The organism is Janthinobacterium foliorum (assembly GCF_978021625.1).
In genome coordinates this window covers 189,857-208,716 of sequence record NZ_CDXDQE010000011.1, presented here as the reverse complement: position 1 = coordinate 208,716, position 18,860 = coordinate 189,857, and the positions used below count along the sequence as shown (strand labels likewise).

Here is an 18,860-nt window from a genome sequence, read left to right as displayed (position 1 = left end):
AGGTGAATGGAAGATGCGTGAAATGACAACCAAGGGCAGGGGCATGCCGCCAGCGGCACCCGCGACGGCCCTGACGATGCTGTGCCTGGCCATGCTGGCCTTGCCCGGCATGGCGCGCGCGCAGGAAGCGGCCGCCGCGCCGGCCGCGCCGGAACGCCAGGTAAACATCGAGGAATACCTGGTGCGCGGCAATACCGTGCTCGACGCCCGCGCCATCGAGGCGGCCGTGACGCCCTTCCTGGGGCCGGGCCGCACCCTGAAGGACGTGGAAGGGGCGCGCGACGCCCTCGTTGCGGCATATCAAGCCCGGGGCTACCAGTCCGTCTACGTGGACTTGCCCGAGCAGCAGGTGGAGCAGGGCGTGGTGGTGCTGCAGGTGAGCGAAACCAAGGTGGGCCGGCTGCGCGTGGTCGGCGCGCAATACAACTCGCCGCTCGACGTGCGCCAGCAGGTGCCGGCCCTGACGGAAGGCACGGTCCCCGATTTTACCCAGGCGCAAGTGGAGCTGACGGCGCTGAACCGCGGCGCCAAGCGCCAGGTGATGCCGCTGGTGCGCCAGGGTACGCTGCCTGGCACCATGGACGTGGACTTGAAGGTCGAGGACAGCAGCCCGTGGCGCGCCAGCGTGGGCCTGAACAACGATTACAGCGCCGACACCAAAAAGCTGCGCACCAGCATGTCGGTCGGCCACGACAATCTGTGGCAGCTGGGACATAGCGCCACCATCAGTTTTTTCGGCACGCCGGGCGACCTGAACCAGACCAAGGTGTGGTCCGCCTCGTACGTGGCGCCCATCGGCACGCAGGGCTGGAGCGTGGAAGCGACGGGCTACCAGTCGAACAGCAACGTGGCCAGCGCGGGCGGCACCAGCGTGCTGGGCAAGGGCCATGCGCTGGGGATGAAAGTCAACTACACGGTGCCCAACAGCGGCATCTGGTGGCACAGCTTTAGCGCCGGCATCGATTTCAAGGATAACCAGGAAGCGCTGAAACTGAACGGCACCGGTTCCAGCATTCCCTTGAAATATGTGCCGCTCAACGTGGCCTACAACGGCTTTGCGCAGACGGAGTCGGCGACGTATGGCCTGGGCCTGTCGCTGGTGGCCGGCACGCGCGCCTCGTTCGGCTATGGCAGCGACAGCGCCGCGTATGACAACAAGCGCTACAAGGCCTCGCCCAGCTTCCTCGTGCTGAAGGGCGACGCGAATGCCACCTATAGCCTGGACAGCGGCGCGCAGCTGCACGGACGCATGTCGGGCCAGCTGGCCGACGCGGCGCTCGTGTCGGGCGAACAGATGGCCGCTGGCGGCGCCAACTCCGTGCGCGGATACCTGTCGGCGGAAGCGACGGGCGACTACGGCATCTCGGGCACCGTCGAATGGCGCACGCCGCAGCTGACGTATTTCAGCCGGCTGGAAAACTGGCGCCTGTTCGCCTTTGCCGATGGCGCGCGCCTGCGCCTGCGCGATCCGATGCTGGAACAGAAAGACCTGTTCGGCCTGGCCTCGGTGGGCGTCGGCAGCAGCTTCCAGTTCCTGCGCTACCTGACGGGCCGCGTGGATTTTTCCTACCCGCTGCGCGAAGGACCGCGCACGCACAAGCACGTGCGGCGCATCAATTTCAACCTGTCGGCCAGCTACTGACGGCCCAGCTCACCAGCACTGCACTTTTCTAGACTTTTCTTCGGAGAATCACTGTCATGCAACGTTTTCTTTTTCTGCTCACGATCCTGGGCACGCTCGTACCCGGCCTGGCGCATGCCTGGTGGCAGCCCGACTGGGCATACCGCAAACCCGTCACCGTCGATGCCGGTCCCAAGGCGGGCGCCGTGGGCGGCGACCCGGGCCGCGACCCGGGCCGCATTCCCGTCCTGCTGCGCTTGCATTCGGGTAATTTCAACTTTGAGGGCGTCAGCGACAGCGGCGCCGACCTGCGCTTCGTCGCGGGCGACGACAAGACGGTGCTGAACCACCAGATCGAGCAATTCAACCCGCTGCTCGGCATCGCCCTGATCTGGGTCGACGTGCCGGCCCTGACGGCAGGCACGCCGCAGCAACTGTGGATGTACTACGGCAATCCGAAGGCACCCGCTTCGGGCAACGGCCAGCGCACGTTTGACCCCGACTACAGCCTCGTGTACCACTTCGCGGAACCGGGCGTGCCGTCGCGCGACAGCACGGCGTATGGCAACCATGCGCAGACGGCCGTGCCGGCACTCGACGGCTCCGTCATCGGCACCGGCGCCCGCCTGGGCACGGCGCCGCTGATGCTGCCCGCCTCGCCGTCGCTGGCGCTGGCCGCCGGCGCGCCGTTCACGTTTTCCGCCTGGGTGCGTCCGGACAGCCTGGGCGCGCAGCAAGTGCTGTATGCGCGCCGCGACGGCGCCAGTGAGTTGCTGATCGGCGTGGACCAGGGCGTGCCCTTCGTGCAGGTGAATGGCCAGCGCAGCAAGCCGGGCCAGCCTATCCAGGCGAATCAATGGTCGCACCTGGCTGTCAAGGCCGACAAGAACAACGTGGCCCTGTACGTGGGTGGCCGTCCGGCCGTCTCGCTGGCCACCGCCCTGCCGGCCTTCGCTACCGCCGCCGCCGTGGGCGCAGACGTCAACGCTGCCGCCGGCCTGGCCAACTTCACGGGCGCCATCGACGAGCTGCGCCTGTCGCGCACGGCCCGTCCCGACGCGCTGCTGCTGGCCGATGCCGTCTCGCAAGGTTCCGAATCGCGCCTGGCCGTGTTTGGCGCCGATGAACAGCAGGCGGGCAAGAGCCATTTCGGCTTCATCATCGCCGCCATGCCGCTCGACGCGTGGATCGTCGTGGGCGTGCTGGGCCTGATGATGGTCCTGTCATGGATCATCATGATCGGCAAGGGCCGCAGCTATGGCGCCATCTCGCGCGCCAATGCGCAATTCATGCAGTCGTTCCACGAAGCGGCCGGCGCGCCGCTGGACCACCTGGCGCGCAACGGCAAGCTGAGTACTGCCGTGAAGACGGATTCCTCGCTGTGGCGTCTGTACGACGTGGCCATCGACGAAATGCGCCGCCGCCACGACCGCGGCTACGACCTGAACGCCGTCTCGAACGCGACCATCGGCGCCATCCGCGCCGCCATGGATGGCGTGATGGTGCGCGAAAGCGAGCGCATGTCCAAGCGCATGATCTGGCTCTCCACCACCATCGAAGGCGCGCCATATGTCGGCCTGTTCGGCACCGTGATCGGCATCATGCTGGTGTTCGTCGTGGCGGCCATGGCCGGCGCCGTGGACATCAATTCGGTGGCGCCGGGCATGGCCGCCGCGCTGCTGTGTACGGCGGCCGGCCTGGGCGTGGCGATTCCCGCCCTGTTCGGCTACAACTGGCTGTCCTCGCGTTCGGACGCCATCGTTGCCGACATGGCCGTCTTCGTCGACGAATTCGCCACGCGCCTGGCTGAAGAGCAGGGCGACGGACGCCAGATGCGTCCCGTGCTGCAACAGGCGTGAGGGGCGCATAACCATGGCCACCTCCGCCAAGTTTACCCCCCGCAAGCGTAGCGGCGGCATCAATATCACGCCCTTCGTCGACGTGCTGCTGGTGGTGCTGGTGATCTTTATTTTGACCAGCAACGCGAGCATTCCCGGCATCAAGGTCGACCTGCCCAAGGCCAGCTCGGCCATGGCGCTGGAGAAGCCGAAGACCAAGGCCATCACCATCGATAACGCGGGCCAGGTCTTCCTCGACGCGTATCCCGTTACCTTGCCCGAGCTGGAAGAGCGCCTGCGCACGGAAAAGGCGCTCACGCCCGACTTCCCCGTGATCGTGCGCGGCGATGCCGCCGTGCAATACGCGAAGGTGGTCGAAGTGCTTGACTTGCTGCGCCGCATCGACCTGAACCAGGTGGGTCTGGTGACCGGCAAGCCCGCATGAGGAGCGCAAGGTGAAGCGTGACGACATGACAAGGATGGCGGCTGCGGAACCGTCGGGCGCCGCGCAGTGGTGGCGCCGCTGGGGCGGCGTGGCCGGCGGCGCGCTGCTGGCCGCTGCGTTGGCCGCGCTGGTCTGGTATCTGCTGTCCGACACGGCGGCCACCAAGCGCGAAGTGGCGGCCACGCCGATGCTGATGCTGCCGCCGCCGCCCCCGCCGCCGCCGGAACCGGAAAAATTGCCGGAACCGACGCCCGACAAGGTGGTGCCGGAAGTGTCGGAACCGGAACCGACGCCGGCCGACAAGCCCATGGATGACGCGCCGGAAAGCCCGTCGCCGGACAAGGGCGACCCCGTCACCATCGATGGCGCGGCGCAGGCCGGCAGCGATGCGTTTGGCATCCAGGCCGGGCGCGGCGGCGGCATGACGGGCGGCGGCGGTGGCGGCGGACTCGGCGCGGGATCGTATGGCCGCTATGTCGCCAACGCGCTGCAGCTGGCCTTCGCCCGCGACCCGCGCACGCGCCAGCTGGCATTCAGCGATATCCGCGTCGACCTGTGGCTCGATACGGAAGGCAGGACAACGAAGGTGCAGCTGGTGCAGGGCACGGGCAATGCGCAGACGGACGAGCAGGTGCTGGCCATGGTGCGCGACTTCCGCGCCGACGAGCGTCCACCGGCGTCCTTGCGTTTCCCCGCCCGCGTGTCCATCAAAGGCCGGCGGCCGTGAACACCCGGCCCAGCCTGCTGCGCGTCGTGATGGGCGGCCAGCAATGCTCGCTGACTCGGCGTCCCTGTGCATGCGCACAGCAGCGCTTTCTCAGCGACAACTCACTGCCGTGCACGCCGGTTTTGCCAGGCGTTCTTTACGACATTCATTTTAATTTTTACCGAAAGAAACAATGAATTCCTTATTTTCTCCCTCACAGCGCGTGCGCCGCCTTCCGCTGGCGCTGGCGGCCCTGGCCCTGAGCGTGGCGGCGGGCGCGGTGCAAGCGCAAGCTGCACCGGCCGACAGCACCATGGTCAAGCTGATCCGTGGCCTGATCCAGAGCGGCGCCCTGAACAAGGATGCCGGCGAAGCGCTGCTGGCGCAGGCGCAGAGCGAAGCGCTGGCCGCTGCGCAAGCCCGTCCTGCCGCCGCGCCCGTGGCCCTGGCGCAAGTGCAGCCGGGCGACGTGCGCGTGCCCTACATTTCGCAAACCGTGCGCGAGCAGATCCGTGACGAGATCAAGGGACAAGTCATGGCCGAAGCGCAGGCGGGCGGCTGGGCCGCGCCGAATGAAGTGCCGGCATGGACCAAGCGCATCCGCGTGGAAGGCGACGTGCGCGCCCGCTACGAATCGCGCTACTACGACATGGCCAACAGCAACATCGAGATCGACTGGCGCTCGCTTAACAGCGGCAGCGGCTACGACGTCAATTCGAATACCAACCTGGCCCTGCCGGCGCTGCTGAACACGCGCCAGGACCGCAAGCATTTGCTGCGCGCGCGTGCCCGCCTGGGCATCCTGGCCGATATTTCCGAGAACACGCAGGCAGGCATCCGCCTGGCCAGCGGCAACGACGACAGCCCGGTGTCCACCACGCAAACCCTCGGTGGCGGCCTGGGCAAGAAAAACATCTGGCTGGACCAGGCCTGGCTGTCGTACAAGCCCGCGTCCTGGCTGACGGTGACGGCGGGCCGCTTCGACAATCCGTTTGTTTCCGGCGATGAACTGTTTTCCAGCGAACTCAATTTCGACGGCATCGCCGCCAAGGTGCAGCAGCCCGTCGGCGCTGCCCGGGACGTGACCGTCTTCGGCACCCTCGGTCTGATTCCGCTCGAATATTCGTCCGACAATGCGCCGAGCCGCAGCCAGGCAAAAATGTCCAGCGAAAACAAATGGCTGCTGGGCGCGCAAGTGGGGGCTTCGTGGAAGGTCAACAGCGACAACCAGCTGCGCGGCGCGCTGGCCTACTACAACTTCCGCAACATCAGCGGCGAATATTCGCAGCCGTGCGCGCTGTACGCGGGCGCCGATGGCTGCAGCACGGACTGGTCGCGTCCGTCGAGCATGCAAAAGGGCAACAGCTTGATGTTGCTGCGCAATATAGCCCTGAACCCGCTCGATCCGGCCAACACGGCGCAGCCGCAATACGTGGGCCTGGCCTCGAAATTCCGCCTGGCCAACCTGAACGCGCGCTGGGATAGCAAGGTTGCGGGTGGCACGGACTTGCGCGTCGAAGGCGATTATGTGCGCAACATGGCCTACGACAAGAACGAGATGTGGGCGCGCGCCAAGGGCGGCATCATGAACAACTTCGGTGGCACGGGCGGCGTCTCGCAAGCCGATTTCCGCAGCGGCGGCAACGCCTACATGCTGCAGGCGACCCTGGGCAAGGCGAACACGGCGGCGCGCGGCGACTGGAACGTGTTGCTGGGCTACAAGCGCATCGAACCGGATGCCTTGCCTGACGCCTACAACGATTCGACCTTCCACCTGGGCGGCACGAATGCGCGCGGCTATTACCTGGGTGGCGCGTATGCGATCGACAAGAACACCTGGTTCAGCGGACGCTGGACATCGAGCCGCGAAGTGTTCGGTTCGGCGCTGTCGATCGATACCCTGCAGATCGAATTGAACGCGCGTTTTTAAGGAGCCATGATGTCGATTTTGAACGCCAATACGGCACGCATGTCCGCCGTCCTGCTCTTGCTGCTGGCGGGCAATGCCGCCCAGGCGCAGGGACAAAAGGGCCAGAGCATGGAAGAGCGCCTGCGGGCCGAGTTGCGCAATGTCACGGCGCAGCTGCAGCAGACGCGGGGCGAACTGGAGCAGCTGAAAGCCAAGGGCGCTCCGGTGGCCAAGGCGGCGCCCGCCGCCGCGCCGGCCAGCGATGCCTTGAAAAAAGACCTGGCGCGCAGCCAGTCGCAGCTGGCGCAAGAGCGCGCGCAGCGGGAAAAGCTGGTGGAAGAGCAGCGGCGCGGCGCGGCGGCAGCGCAGGAAGCGGCCGCCAGCCTGGCGCAGTACCGCCAGGCCAGCGACAGTCTGGCGGCCAGCGGCAAGCAGCTGGAAGCGGAACGCCTGCGCCTGGACGGCGAAGTGACGGCGCAGCGCGGCGCGCTGGCCCGTTGCGAAAGCAAGAATGCCCAGTTGTATGCGACGGGACAAGAAATCCTGCAAGCGTATGAAGGGCTCGACGTGCTGGGCGTCATGCAGGCGCGCCAGCCGTTCGCCGCGCAAAGCCGCGTCAAGCTGGAGCAAGTGGCGCAGCAGTATGGCGACCAGTTGTACCAGGGACGCTTTGATGCGCGTCAATCCGAAGCGGCAGCAACGCCGGCCGCCTCCGCGCCGGCGCCCCAATAATTTTATTTTCTGAAATGGAATGACGATGGAAAACACCACCAACACTTTGCTGACCACCCTGAACGCCGAACAAATGGCCGACGCCATCAAGGCAGCCGGCTGCGCCGTCACCAGCATCGAGCACGATGGCGTGGTACGCCTGCACAGCGCCAGCCACGGCATCGGTTTCCAGGTACTGTGGGGTAACGAAGCATCGCCTGGCCAGTATGCGGACCTGACCCTGAGCTGCCCGCTGCGCGTGCAGGGCGGCGACTTGCCGGTCGGCTTGCTGGCCGAATGGCACCGCAGCAAGCGCTTTGCCCGCGTGGCCCAGCATGGCGATTTCGTCGTGCTGGAAATGGATGTGCTGGTTGCCGGCGGCGTCAGCGCCACGCACCTGAATATCAATCTGCAATTGTGGACGCAGATGATGGGGCAGTTTTTCTTGTTTTTACGCAACTTTACGCCCGCCAATGACGGCGCCGCAGCCGCCACCGAGGCACCGGCCGTGGTTGAAGAAGAAAGCGTGCCAGCCTGATAAGTCGTCCAAAAATGGCGAAAATGGCCCATTGCGGGCCATTTTTGCCGTCTGCACGGTCCAAGTGTCGTATTAAATACTTATTTTTTAGGCATCGCGCATTAAAACTGCTTAAAGAGCGTGTGTGAATCAAGCCAGCAACGGCCGTATGGCGGATAATATTGCCTGTTGCCGATTTGGATACGACCTTTACACACTAATGCGCCCCATGGATTTTACCCGCGACGAAACCAGTGAAACCCCAGTTGCCCCGGCAAGTAGCCCGGGAGCGCCTTTGCCGTATGCCGTCGCCACCTGGCTGCAGCGGGTGGAGGCTGCAGCCCATCCGAAGGCCGTGCTGAGCATTGCCGAACCCGATCCCAAACTCAACCAGCATCGCTTGATCTACGTGCTGGCGCCCACCAGCGGCGGCCGCCACGTGGCCCTGTGCCTGTACAAGGCGCGGCTGCGGCCGAATGGCGACGTGGCGGCGGCATCGCCCATCAGCGAAATCTTCTCGCTGCTGTCGGCGCCGCCCAGTTTTCTGACGCCGGCCGACGAAGACCTCGTGCGTTTCTTCGTGGCCATGCGCAGCGGGCAGAATTCGCAGACGGGCAGCGCCACGGAGCCGAAGGGCAAGGTGGGCGCGGCCCTGCTGAAAATGCTGGCCGAGCAGGACAAGCTGCTGTGGGCCAATTCCTGGGCCGACGTCGGCAACGGTCTCGTGTATCCCCTGAAGGAAGGTCCCGTGCGCCCGGCGCGCCTGTTCTGGCGCGACGAGGGCAAGACCATGCGCCTGGGCTGGCAAGTCGATCCGCCGGAGGGCGCGAAGCACCATGGCGCCGACCAGATCGACTACATGCTGCCCACCGATCCGCCGTGGTACATCGACAACCTGTCGTGCGGCGTGCTGGAACTGAACCAGGGCGGCTCCGACATTTCCCTGGCCGACTTGCAGGCGCTGGTGGCGCAGGCGCCGCCGCTGAATGCCAACGACAAGGTGCGCGTGTCGCAGCTGCTGCTGGCGCAAGGCTTGCAGCATTTGATGCCGCTGCCGCAACCGTTGCCGCAGCGCCTGCGCAAGGATGTGCCCGCGCAACCCGTGTTGCTGATGGACAGCGCCATGCTGGCCGACGGCAGCATCCAGCGCTGGCACGATTTCGCCGTGCTGTCCTATGACTACGATGGCGAGCGCGTCTCGTTCGACCCGTCGCAGCGCGTGGTGCGGCAAGTGGGCGATGTGACGGAAATTATCCAGAGGAACACGGTCGACGAAGCGCGCGCGCTGGCGACCCTGGCCGAGCTGCAATTCAAGAAGCCGGGCTCGGCCCCCTTGAGCGGCTTGAAGGGCGCCTTGCTGCTGCCGTCCCAGGCGGAATGGCTGCGCTTTGCCGAGTCCGGCATCGATACCTTGCTGGACCAGGGCTGGATCGTGGAAAAGACGGCCAAGTACCGCTACGACGTCAGCGACGTGGACGACTGGTATGCGGAGATCGATGACCAGGACCCGGACAGCGGCAACGCGTGGTTCGAGCTGGAACTGGGCATCGTCGTCAACCACGAGCGCGTGCCGCTGCTGCCCGTGCTGGTGCAGTTGATCCGCAACGCGCCCAACGATTTCAATCCGAAAGTCATCGAGGCGCATGCCGACGACGACCAGATGCTGGCAACCTTGCCCGACGGCACGCGCGTGGCCCTGCCATGGGGCCGCGTGCGCCCGATCCTGAACACCCTGGGGGAACTCTACTTCAGCGACAAGATCAAACATGCCGTGCGCATGTCGACCCTGGATGCGGCGCGCCTGGAAGACCTGGCGCGCGGGCTGGAATTGCACTGGTCGGGCGGCGAGCAGCTGCGCGCCATGGGCCGCAAGCTGAGCCAGTTCGGCGCCGTGCAAAAAGTGGCGGCGCCCGCGGGCCTGCAAGCCACCCTGCGCGATTACCAGGCCGATGGCCTGGCATGGATGCAATTCCTGCGCGACCACGACCTGGCGGGCATCCTGGCCGATGACATGGGCCTGGGTAAAACCGTGCAAACCCTGGCGCATATCCTGGTGGAAAAGGAAGCGGGCCGCCTCACGCATCCGGCGCTGGTCATCGCGCCGACTAGCTTGATGGGCAACTGGCAGGACGAGGCGGCCAAGTTCGCGCCCAGCCTGAAAGTGCTGCTGCTGCAAGGCAAGGACCGCGCGCAGCAGTTCGACCAGATCGACCAATGCGACCTGGTGCTGACGACGTATGCGCTGTTGCCGCGCGACGAGGAAACCCTGCGCGAGCACGATTTCCACCTGGTCATCCTCGACGAATCGCATTACATCAAGAATACGCGCAGCAAGGCGGCGCAAAGCGCGGGCCTGCTGCGCGCGCGCCACCGCCTGTGCCTGTCCGGCACGCCGCTGGAAAACCATCTGGGCGAATTGTGGTCGCAATTCCACTTCTTGCTGCCGGGCTTGCTGGGCGACGAGAAGACCTTCAATACGCAGTTCCGCCACCCGATCGAGCGCCAGGACGACCCGCTGCGCCGCATGCTGCTGAACCGCCGCATCAAGCCGTTCCTGCTGCGCCGCACGAAGGACAATGTGGCCAAGGAGCTCCCGCCGAAGACGGAAATGGTGCGCAAGGTGGAACTGACGGGGCCGCAACGCGACCTGTACGAAACCGTGCGCCTGGCGATGGATCAAAAGGTGCGCGAGGAAATCGACAAGAAAGGCGTGGCGCGCAGCCAGATCGTCATCCTCGAAGCGCTGCTGAAGCTGCGCCAGGTGTGCTGCGATCCGCGCCTGGTGAAATCCCTGCCGGCAAAAAAACAGTCGGCCGGTTCGGCCAAGCTGCTCGACCTGATGCAGATGGTGGAAGACTTGCTTGACGAAGGGCGCAAGATCCTCGTCTTCTCGCAATTTACCAGCATGCTGGAATTGATCGAGGAGGAACTGGAATCGCGCGACATCCCGTATGCGCTGCTGACGGGCGAAACGAAGGACCGCGGCGCGCAAGTGGCGGCCTTCCAGCAGGGCGCCGTGCCCATCTTCCTGATTAGCCTGAAAGCGGGCGGCGTGGGCCTGAACCTGACGGCGGCCGACACGGTGATCCACTACGATCCTTGGTGGAATCCGGCGGCGGAAAACCAGGCCACGGACCGCGCCTGGCGCATCGGGCAGGACAAGCCCGTATTCGTGTATAAACTGATCGCCAAGGGCACGCTGGAAGAAAAAATCCAGCTGCTGCAGCAAAAGAAATCGGAACTGGCGCAATCCATCCTGGCCGAAGGCGAATCGCAAAAGATGGCCCTCACGCAGGAAGACTTGCAGCAGATTTTCGCCCCGCTGGAAGATTAAAGGGCGCTGCACGCTCTATACTTGGCGATTATTTCTCGCCAGGTATAAAGCATGCTGCCTTTTCTCCTTTTGCTGCTGGCCGGCGCCATCCTGATGGCGCTGCGTTTCGTCCAGTTGCGCCGCGCCCTGCTGCGCGCGCGCGCCGGCGAACACCAGTTCCGCCTGCTGCTTGAACACAGCCGTGACGCGGCCTTCCTGCTCGATGGCACCACCCTTGAACTGCTCTACCTCAGTCCTGCCGCGCAGCGCCTGACGGGCCACGACATGCCCGCCTTGCGTGCGCACGCGGCGCGCCTGGCGGCCGACGTGCCGACCCGCCTGCAGCGCTGGCGCGACGGCGATGCCAGCCGCCAGACGGTGCTGCGCGAAGTGGCATTGCCGCATGCGGACGGGCAAATGCTGGCGCTGGAAATTACTTCCACCATCGTGCCCGCGGCGGCGGGACGGGGCGTGACCCTGGCGGGCACCGTGCGCGACGTGACGGCACTCCAGGCGCAGGAAGCGGCACGGGAAAAAGAGCAGAAGCGTTTCGCCTCCATGCTGTCGCATGAATTCCGCACGCCATTGGCCACCATCGATGGCGCCATCCAGCGCCTCGTCTCGACGTCGCAGGACGCCGACGAGGCCACGCGCAAGCGCTACGTGAAAATCCAGACGGCCGTCGACCGCCTGCTGGGCATGATCGACGACTACCTGTCGCCCGAGCGCATGGCGGCCATCGGGCGCGAGCGGGCCGCCGACGGCATTGCGCCGCTGGCCCTGCTGCAGCAGGCAGGGGCCACCGTGCCGGCCAGCCACACGGTGCAGCTGGAACTGGACGACGACTTGCCGGTCAAACTGCGGTGCGACGTGCCCGGCATGGCCCTGTGCCTGAACATCCTGCTGGACAACGCCGTCAAGTTCAGTCCGCCGGGCAGCGTGATTACCTTGTCGGGCAGCCTGGCACCCGAGGGCGGGGTGGCGTTGTGCGTGCGCGATGCGGGGCCAGGCCTGCGGGAGGAGGAGCTGCCCCACCTGTTTGAAAAAGGAAGCCGTGGCACCCATGCGACGCATCCGGGGGCGGGCCTGGGCCTGTACATGGCACGTGCCGTGGTCGAGGTGCATGGCGGGAGTTTGCACGGGCATAATCTGCCCGAAGGCGGGGCGATTTTCCGGATTTGGCTGCCGCTTCCTGTCTAGACAAGGAAAAGCCTTGCTTCCGCTGAAGGCAACCGTGATAATTCCTTGACGTAAACCTATTGTGCCGTCCATCATGGTGCAGAAGTCAATGACACGGTTTGCCCACGGCAGCTCACTAACGGAAGAATGGCGTAGCAATGACGAAAATACTGATCGTCGAAGACAATCTCGACTACGCCGAAGACATGGCGGAGTTCCTCGTTGAGCTCGAGCATGAAGTGCATATCACCAGCTCCGCTGGCGGCATGTGGACTGCGCTCAGCCATGGCAATGTCGGCGTGGTCGTCCTCGACCTGGGCTTGCCCGATGAGGATGGCTTCAACGTCATCCCCCGCATGCGCCAGTTGTATCCGCAAATCGGCGTGCTGGTGCTGACGGGGCGCGTCGCCTTCGACAGCCGCATTCTGGGCCTGCGCCTGGGGGCCGACCATTATTTGACCAAGCCGATCAAATTTCCCGAACTGGCCGCCCACATCGAGGCGCTCGACCGCCGCGTCGGTCCGCAGGACCCCGTGCCCGAACCGGGCAAGTGGACCTTGAAAGTAAGCGCTCGCCAACTTGAGCTGATGGGTTCTGTCATCGCCCTGACGGAAAAAGAATTCAACTTCCTGCACCTGCTGACCATCAACACCCGCCCCGTGCCGCGCGACGTCATCGTGGCCGGCATGGGCGGCGAAGATCCCGATGCGGGCCGCAGGGTCGACATGCTGGTGTACCGCCTGCGCAAGAAAGCCAAGACGGGCCTGGGCCAGGACTTGCCGCTGCGCAGCGCGTATGGCGAAGGCTACAGCCTGTCGGCCAGTTTCAACCTGTCCTGACGCACCTTGCTGGCCACCCACGGGCGGCTGGCAAAAAAAGGGACGGAGTCAATCGCATTTTCCAGGACGTCGAATAAAACAGGGTCAGAGTCGCGTCCGGCGCGCATACTGTGTAAAATCAAGGCCTTAGCCTTCTTTTTGCGATTGCGCCATGGCCCGTTTGCCCCGTCTTATCATTCCCGCACTGCCCCATTACATCATTCAGCGCGGCAGCAACCGCCAGAGCGTGTTCCAGGATGCGGCGGACTACGCGCAATTCCTGTCCTGGCTGAAAACAGGCGCGAAAATGTTCAAGGTGGCCATCCATGCCTACGTTTTATTGCCTGATCAGCTACATTTACTGGCCACGCCGGCCGATGCCACGGGCCTGGGGCAGCTGATGCAGTGGCTGGGGCGTTATTACGTGCCGTATTTCAACCAGAAATATGGCCGCGAAGGTGCCTTGTGGCAGGGACGCTACAAAACTTCCGTCATCGATCCCGAGAATTTCTTCCTCACCTGCTGCCGCTACCTGGAATACGTGCCCGTGCAGGCTGGCGTGGCAGGCCAGGCGCCCGAATATGCCTGGTCCAGCTATGCGCACCATGCGGGCCTGCGTCCCGACCCCGTCATCACCGACCACGCGCTGTACTGGGCACTGGGCAATACGCCGTTCGACCGCGAGGCGGCCTATCTGCGCCTGTTCGAGCAGGGCCTGGGCAGCAGTCAGGTGAAAGTGCTGGAACAGGCCGTGCTGAAGGGCTGGCCACTGGGTGCCGAGGCATTCAAGCAGGCGCTGGAGCTGAAAATGCAGCGGCAAGTGCTGCCTGCCAAGCGGGGACGGCCCCGCAAAATCGCCTCCGTCACGGACATCAATTGAAAATCATTCGTATTTAAAACAAAAATCGGTTTCTTTCTCATCATTTATTGAAATCGCATTGACTATGTCCCTATTAAATTTTTAGGGCGACAAAATAGAATTTAATTCGACTCCGACCCTAATTGTTCTGGTTGAGTTTTTTGTTGCGTTGCACTACTCTAGTTTTTCGATAGTCATATGCAGCGGAGAAGCCCATGAAAGCGCAAGGCCTGTACGACCCAGCCAATGAACACGATGCCTGCGGCGTCGGTTTCGTCGCCCATATCAAGGGCAACAAGACCCATTCGATCGTTGAACAGGGCTTGCTGATTCTGAAGAACCTCGATCACCGGGGCGCCGTGGGCGCCGATGCGCTGATGGGCGATGGCGCCGGCATCCTGATCCAGATTCCCGACCAGTACTACCGTGAGGAAATGGCCAAGCAGGGCGTGGAATTGCCGCCGCCTGGCGAATACGGCGTGGGCATGGTCTTCCTGCCGAAGGAGCATGCCTCGCGCATCGCTTGCGAACAGGAAATCGAACGGGCCGTGCGCATCGAGGGCCAGGTCGTGCTGGGCTGGCGCAACGTGCCCATCGATACGGACATGCCGATGTCGCCCACCGTGCGCGCCAAGGAACCCGTGATCCGCCAGATTTTCATCGGCCGCGGCCCGGACATCATGGTCACCGACGCGCTCGAGCGCAAGCTGTATGTGATCCGCAAATCGTCGGGCCATGCCATCCAGGCCTTGAAGCTGCTGCACGGCAAGGAATTCTTCGTGCCGTCCATGTCGGCCCGTACCATCGTGTATAAAGGCTTGCTGCTGGCCGACCAGGTGGGCGTGTATTACAAGGACTTGCAGGACGCGCGCTGCATCTCGGCGCTGGCCCTGGTGCATCAGCGCTTCTCGACGAATACCTTCCCCGAATGGCCGCTGGCCCACCCGTACCGCCTGATCGCCCACAATGGCGAGATCAACACGGTGAAAGGCAACTTCAACTGGATGCGCGCGCGCGAAGGCGTCATGAAGTCGGCCGTGCTGGGCGACGACCTGCAGAAACTCTTCCCCCTGATCTATGAAGGCCAGTCCGACACGGCGTGCTTCGACAATGCGCTGGAACTGCTGCTGATGGCCGGCTACCCGATCGCCCAGGCGATGATGATGATGATCCCGGAAGCGTGGGAAAACCACACGACGATGGATGACAACCGCCGCGCCTTCTATGAATACCACGCGGCCATGATGGAACCGTGGGACGGCCCCGCCGCCATGGCGTTCACGGATGGCCGCCACATCGGCGGCACCTTGGACCGCAATGGCTTGCGTCCGGCCCGCTACATCGTCACGGACGACGACCTGGTGGTGATGGCATCGGAATCGGGCGTGCTGCCGATCCCGGAATCGAAGATCATCCAGAAGTGGCGCTTGCAGCCTGGCAAAATGTTCCTGATCGACCTGGAAGCGGGCCGCATCATCGACGACCAGGAATTGAAAAACACCTACGCCAACGCCAAGCCGTACAAGGCATGGATCAACTCGGTGCGCATCAAGCTCGACGAGATCAAGATGGCCGAAGGCCAAGTAAAACAGGACCGTGCCCAAGGCGAAAAAGAGCAGCCATCCTTGCTCGACCGCCAGCAGGCGTTCGGCTACACCCAGGAAGACTTGAAATTCCTCATGGCGCCGATGGCGCTGGCCGGCGAAGAGGCGACGGGCTCGATGGGCAATGACTCGCCGCTGGCCGTCATGTCGAACAAATTGAAGCCGCTGTATAACTACTTCAAGCAGCTGTTCGCGCAAGTGACGAACCCGCCGATCGACCCGATTCGCGAAGCGATGGTGATGTCGCTCGTATCCTTCATCGGCCCGAAACCGAACTTGCTCGATACGAACAACGTCAACCCGCCGATGCGCCTGGAAGTGGCGCAGCCCGTGCTGGGCTTTGACGACATGGCGCGCCTGCGCAACATCAGCGCCCATACGGGCGGCAAGTTCAAGTCGTATGAACTGGACATCTGCTATCCGCTGGCCTGGGGCAAGGAAGGCGTGGAAGCATGCCTGGCCTCGCTGTGCGCGGAAGCCGTCGATGCCGTGAAATCCGGGCATAACATCCTGATCGTCTCGGACCGCGCCATCTGCGCCGACCAGGTGGCGATCCCCGCGCTGCTGGCCACCTCGACCGTGCACCAGCACCTGGTGAGCAAGGGCTTGCGCGCTTCCACCGGCCTCGTCGTGGAAACGGGCTCGGCCCGAGAAACGCATCATTTTGCCCTGTTGGCGGGCTATGGCGCCGAAGCCGTCCACCCCTACCTGGCCATGGAAACCCTGGCCGAGATGGCGCACGGCTTGCCCGGCGACTTGTCGGGCGACAAGGCCATCTACAACTACACCAAGGCCGTGGGCAAGGGCTTGATGAAGGTCATGTCGAAGATGGGTATTTCGACCTACATGTCGTACTGCGGCGCGCAAATCTTCGAAGCCATCGGCTTGAACAAGTCGCTGGTGGACAAATACTTCAAGGGCACGGCGTCGAACGTGGAAGGCATCGGCGTGTTTGAAGTGGCGGAAGAAGCGCTGCGCCTGCACGCACTGGCCTTCGGCAACGATCCCGTGCTGGCCGACAAGCTCGACGCGGGCGGCGAATACGCCTTCCGCGTGCGCGGCGAAGACCACATGTGGACGCCGGATGCGATTGCGAAGCTGCAGCACTCCACGCGCAGCAACAATTTCTCCAGCTATAAGGAGTATGCGCAAATCATCAACGACCAGAGCCGCCGCCACCTGACCTTGCGCGGCCTGTTTGAATTCAAGCTCGACCCGACCAAGGCCATCCCGCTCGATGAAGTGGAACCGGCCAAGGAAATCGTCAAGCGCTTCGCCACGGGCGCCATGTCGCTCGGTTCCATCAGCACGGAAGCGCACGCTACCCTGGCCGTCGCCATGAACCGCATCGGCGGCAAGTCGAACACGGGCGAAGGCGGCGAAGATCCGAACCGCTACACGCAGGAATTGAAGGGCATCCCGATCCGCCAGGGCGACACCATGGCCTCCGTCGTGGGCAGCCAGCAGATCGTCGTCGATATTCCCCTGCAGGAAGGCGATTCCATGCGCTCGCGCATCAAGCAGGTGGCATCGGGACGTTTCGGCGTCACGGCCGCCTACCTGAATTCGGCCGACCAGATCCAGATCAAGATGGCGCAGGGCGCGAAACCGGGCGAGGGCGGTCAGTTGCCGGGCCACAAGGTGTCCGAATACATCGCCAGCCTGCGCTTTTCCGTGCCGGGCGTGGGCCTGATTTCGCCGCCGCCGCACCACGACATTTATTCGATCGAAGACCTGGCGCAGCTGATCCATGATTTGAAGAATGCCAATCCGCGCGCCTCGATTTCCGTGAAACTGGTGTCGGAAGTGGGCATCGGCACGGTGGCCGCCGGCGTCACCAAGGCCAAGGCGGACCACGTGGTCGTCGCCGGGCACGACGGCGGCACGGGCGCCTCGCCCCTGTCGTCCGTGAAGCATGCGGGCACGCCGTGGGAATTGGGTCTGGCTGAAACGCAGCAGACGCTGGTCTTGAATGGCTTGCGCAGCCGCATCCGCGTGCAGGCCGATGGCCAGATGAAGACGGGCCGCGACGTCGTCATCGCCGCCCTGCTGGGTGCCGACGAGATCGGTTTCGCCACGGCGCCGCTGGTGGTCGAAGGCTGCATCATGATGCGCAAATGCCACTTGAACACCTGTCCCGTGGGCGTGGCCACGCAAGATCCCGTGCTGCGCGCCAAGTTCTCGGGCAAGCCCGAGTATGTCGTCAATTACTTCTTCTTCGTGGCCGAGGAAGCCCGCCAGTTGATGGCGCAGCTGGGCATTCGCACGTATGACGAACTGATCGGCCGCGTCGACCTGCTGGATAAATCGAAGGCGATTTCGCACTGGAAGGCGCAGGGCCTGGACTTCTCGGCCATCTTCCACAAGCCGGAAACGCCGGATGGCCAAGCCTGCCGCCACGTGGAAAACCAGGACCATGCGCTGGAGAAAGCACTGGACCACAAGCTGATCGCGCAAGCGCGCGCGGCGCTGGAGAAGGGCGAGCGCGTCTCGTTCATCTCGCCCGTGCGCAACCTGAACCGCACGGTGGGCACCATGCTGTCCGGCGAAGTGGCGAAGAAATATGGCCATGCCGGCTTGCCGGACGACACCATCCACATCCAGCTGCAAGGCACGGCGGGCCAGTCGGCCTGCGCCTTCCTGGCGCACGGCATCACCATCGACCTGGTGGGCGAGGGTAACGATTACGTGGGTAAAGGTCTGTCGGGCGGGCGCATCATCGTGCGGCCGAATACGGAATTCCGTGGCTGGGCGGTGGACAACATCATCATCGGCAATACGGTGCTGTACGGCGCGATTGCCGGCGAAGCCTTCTTCAATGGCGTGGCGGGCGAACGCTTTGCCGTGCGCAACTCGGGCGCCACCACGGTGGTCGAGGGCCTGGGCGACCATGGCTGCGAATACATGACGGGCGGCACAGTCGTGGTCCTGGGCAACACGGGACGCAACTTCGCGGCCGGCATGTCGGGCGGCATTGCCTACGTGTACGACCCGGCGGGCGACTTTGCCAGCAAGTGCAATACGGCCATGGTCAGCCTCGACAAGGTCGTATCGGCCAGCGAACAGCAGGTCGACCGCGACGCCTGGCATACCCAGCACCGCGATGGCGCGCCGGAAGCGGACGAGGTGATCCTCAAGCGCCTGATCGAGCGCCACTTCAAGCACACGGGCAGCACCCGCGCCCGCGTCCTGCTCGACGACTGGGCCGCGGCGCGCGGCAAGTTCGTGAAGGTCTTCCCGAACGAATACAAGCGCGCGCTGATTGAAATGGCTGCCGATGCCGCCATGGAAGTGCAAGCCGTCGCCGCCTGAGCCAGCCAAGCTCATTGCCAAATGAATG

12 protein-coding genes are annotated in these 18,860 nt (G+C 64.1%); all 12 read left to right on the top strand.

The genetic code is table 11. The annotated features are described in order from the left end of the window. The first annotated feature begins 13 nt into the window (after nucleotides 1-13). Nucleotides 14-1,642, top strand: coding sequence for a ShlB/FhaC/HecB family hemolysin secretion/activation protein (locus tag ACZ92H_RS21490; RefSeq protein WP_131378015.1), 1,629 nt, complete (start codon nucleotides 14-16; stop codon nucleotides 1,640-1,642). Nucleotides 1,643-1,698: 56 nt separating this feature from the next. Further along, nucleotides 1,699-3,480, top strand: a complete 1,782-nt coding sequence (locus ACZ92H_RS21485; protein WP_465050867.1) for a DUF2341 domain-containing protein — start codon at nucleotides 1,699-1,701, stop codon at nucleotides 3,478-3,480. A gap of 13 nt (nucleotides 3,481-3,493) precedes the next feature. Beyond that, a complete protein-coding gene (locus tag ACZ92H_RS21480; protein ID WP_034753784.1) occupies nucleotides 3,494-3,904 on the top strand; it encodes an ExbD/TolR family protein in 411 nt (136 codons plus the stop codon). Between the two features lie 10 nt (nucleotides 3,905-3,914). Then, nucleotides 3,915-4,631, top strand: a complete 717-nt coding sequence (locus tag ACZ92H_RS21475; RefSeq protein WP_465050868.1) for an energy transducer TonB family protein — start codon at nucleotides 3,915-3,917, stop codon at nucleotides 4,629-4,631. 172 nt (nucleotides 4,632-4,803) lie between these two features. Continuing rightward, nucleotides 4,804-6,540 carry a putative porin gene (locus ACZ92H_RS21470; protein WP_465050869.1) on the top strand — a complete coding sequence of 579 codons (1,737 nt, stop codon included), beginning with the start codon at nucleotides 4,804-4,806 and terminating at the stop codon, nucleotides 6,538-6,540. Nucleotides 6,541-6,546: 6 nt separating this feature from the next. Then, entirely contained in the window at nucleotides 6,547-7,251 is a 705-nt protein-coding gene (locus ACZ92H_RS21465; RefSeq protein WP_465052371.1) for a hypothetical protein, read from the top strand. Nucleotides 7,252-7,276: 25 nt separating this feature from the next. Continuing rightward, nucleotides 7,277-7,768, top strand: a complete 492-nt coding sequence (locus ACZ92H_RS21460) for a YbjN domain-containing protein (RefSeq protein ID WP_465050870.1) — start codon at nucleotides 7,277-7,279, stop codon at nucleotides 7,766-7,768. Nucleotides 7,769-7,976: 208 nt separating this feature from the next. Beyond that, nucleotides 7,977-11,081, top strand: a complete 3,105-nt coding sequence (locus ACZ92H_RS21455; RefSeq protein WP_465050871.1) for a DEAD/DEAH box helicase — start codon at nucleotides 7,977-7,979, stop codon at nucleotides 11,079-11,081. A 51-nt stretch (nucleotides 11,082-11,132) separates the two neighbouring features. Further along, nucleotides 11,133-12,260: a PAS domain-containing sensor histidine kinase gene (locus tag ACZ92H_RS21450; RefSeq protein WP_465050872.1), complete on the top strand. Its 1,128-nt coding sequence runs from the start codon at nucleotides 11,133-11,135 to the stop codon at nucleotides 12,258-12,260. A gap of 137 nt (nucleotides 12,261-12,397) precedes the next feature. Then, the gene (locus ACZ92H_RS21445; RefSeq protein WP_034780956.1) at nucleotides 12,398-13,078 is read left to right on the top strand and encodes a response regulator transcription factor; all 681 of its coding nucleotides are present in this window, start codon (nucleotides 12,398-12,400) and stop codon (nucleotides 13,076-13,078) included. Between the two features lie 151 nt (nucleotides 13,079-13,229). Then, a complete protein-coding gene (locus ACZ92H_RS21440) occupies nucleotides 13,230-13,937 on the top strand; it encodes a transposase (RefSeq protein ID WP_465050873.1) in 708 nt (235 codons plus the stop codon). Between the two features lie 194 nt (nucleotides 13,938-14,131). Then, entirely contained in the window at nucleotides 14,132-18,832 is a 4,701-nt protein-coding gene (locus tag ACZ92H_RS21435; protein WP_465050874.1) for a glutamate synthase-related protein, read from the top strand. The last annotated feature ends 28 nt before the right edge of the window (nucleotides 18,833-18,860 follow it).

Coding starts and splice junctions, on each gene's coding strand:
- ACZ92H_RS21490 (WP_131378015.1), top strand. CDS start 14: ATGCGTGAAATGACAACCAAGGGCAGGGGCATGCCGCCAGCGGCACCC.
- ACZ92H_RS21485 (WP_465050867.1), top strand. CDS start 1,699: ATGCAACGTTTTCTTTTTCTGCTCACGATCCTGGGCACGCTCGTACCC.
- ACZ92H_RS21480 (WP_034753784.1), top strand. CDS start 3,494: ATGGCCACCTCCGCCAAGTTTACCCCCCGCAAGCGTAGCGGCGGCATC.
- ACZ92H_RS21470 (WP_465050869.1), top strand. CDS start 4,804: ATGAATTCCTTATTTTCTCCCTCACAGCGCGTGCGCCGCCTTCCGCTG.
- ACZ92H_RS21465 (WP_465052371.1), top strand. CDS start 6,547: ATGATGTCGATTTTGAACGCCAATACGGCACGCATGTCCGCCGTCCTG.
- ACZ92H_RS21460 (WP_465050870.1), top strand. CDS start 7,277: ATGGAAAACACCACCAACACTTTGCTGACCACCCTGAACGCCGAACAA.
- ACZ92H_RS21455 (WP_465050871.1), top strand. CDS start 7,977: ATGGATTTTACCCGCGACGAAACCAGTGAAACCCCAGTTGCCCCGGCA.
- ACZ92H_RS21450 (WP_465050872.1), top strand. CDS start 11,133: ATGCTGCCTTTTCTCCTTTTGCTGCTGGCCGGCGCCATCCTGATGGCG.
- ACZ92H_RS21445 (WP_034780956.1), top strand. CDS start 12,398: ATGACGAAAATACTGATCGTCGAAGACAATCTCGACTACGCCGAAGAC.
- ACZ92H_RS21440 (WP_465050873.1), top strand. CDS start 13,230: ATGGCCCGTTTGCCCCGTCTTATCATTCCCGCACTGCCCCATTACATC.
- ACZ92H_RS21435 (WP_465050874.1), top strand. CDS start 14,132: ATGAAAGCGCAAGGCCTGTACGACCCAGCCAATGAACACGATGCCTGC.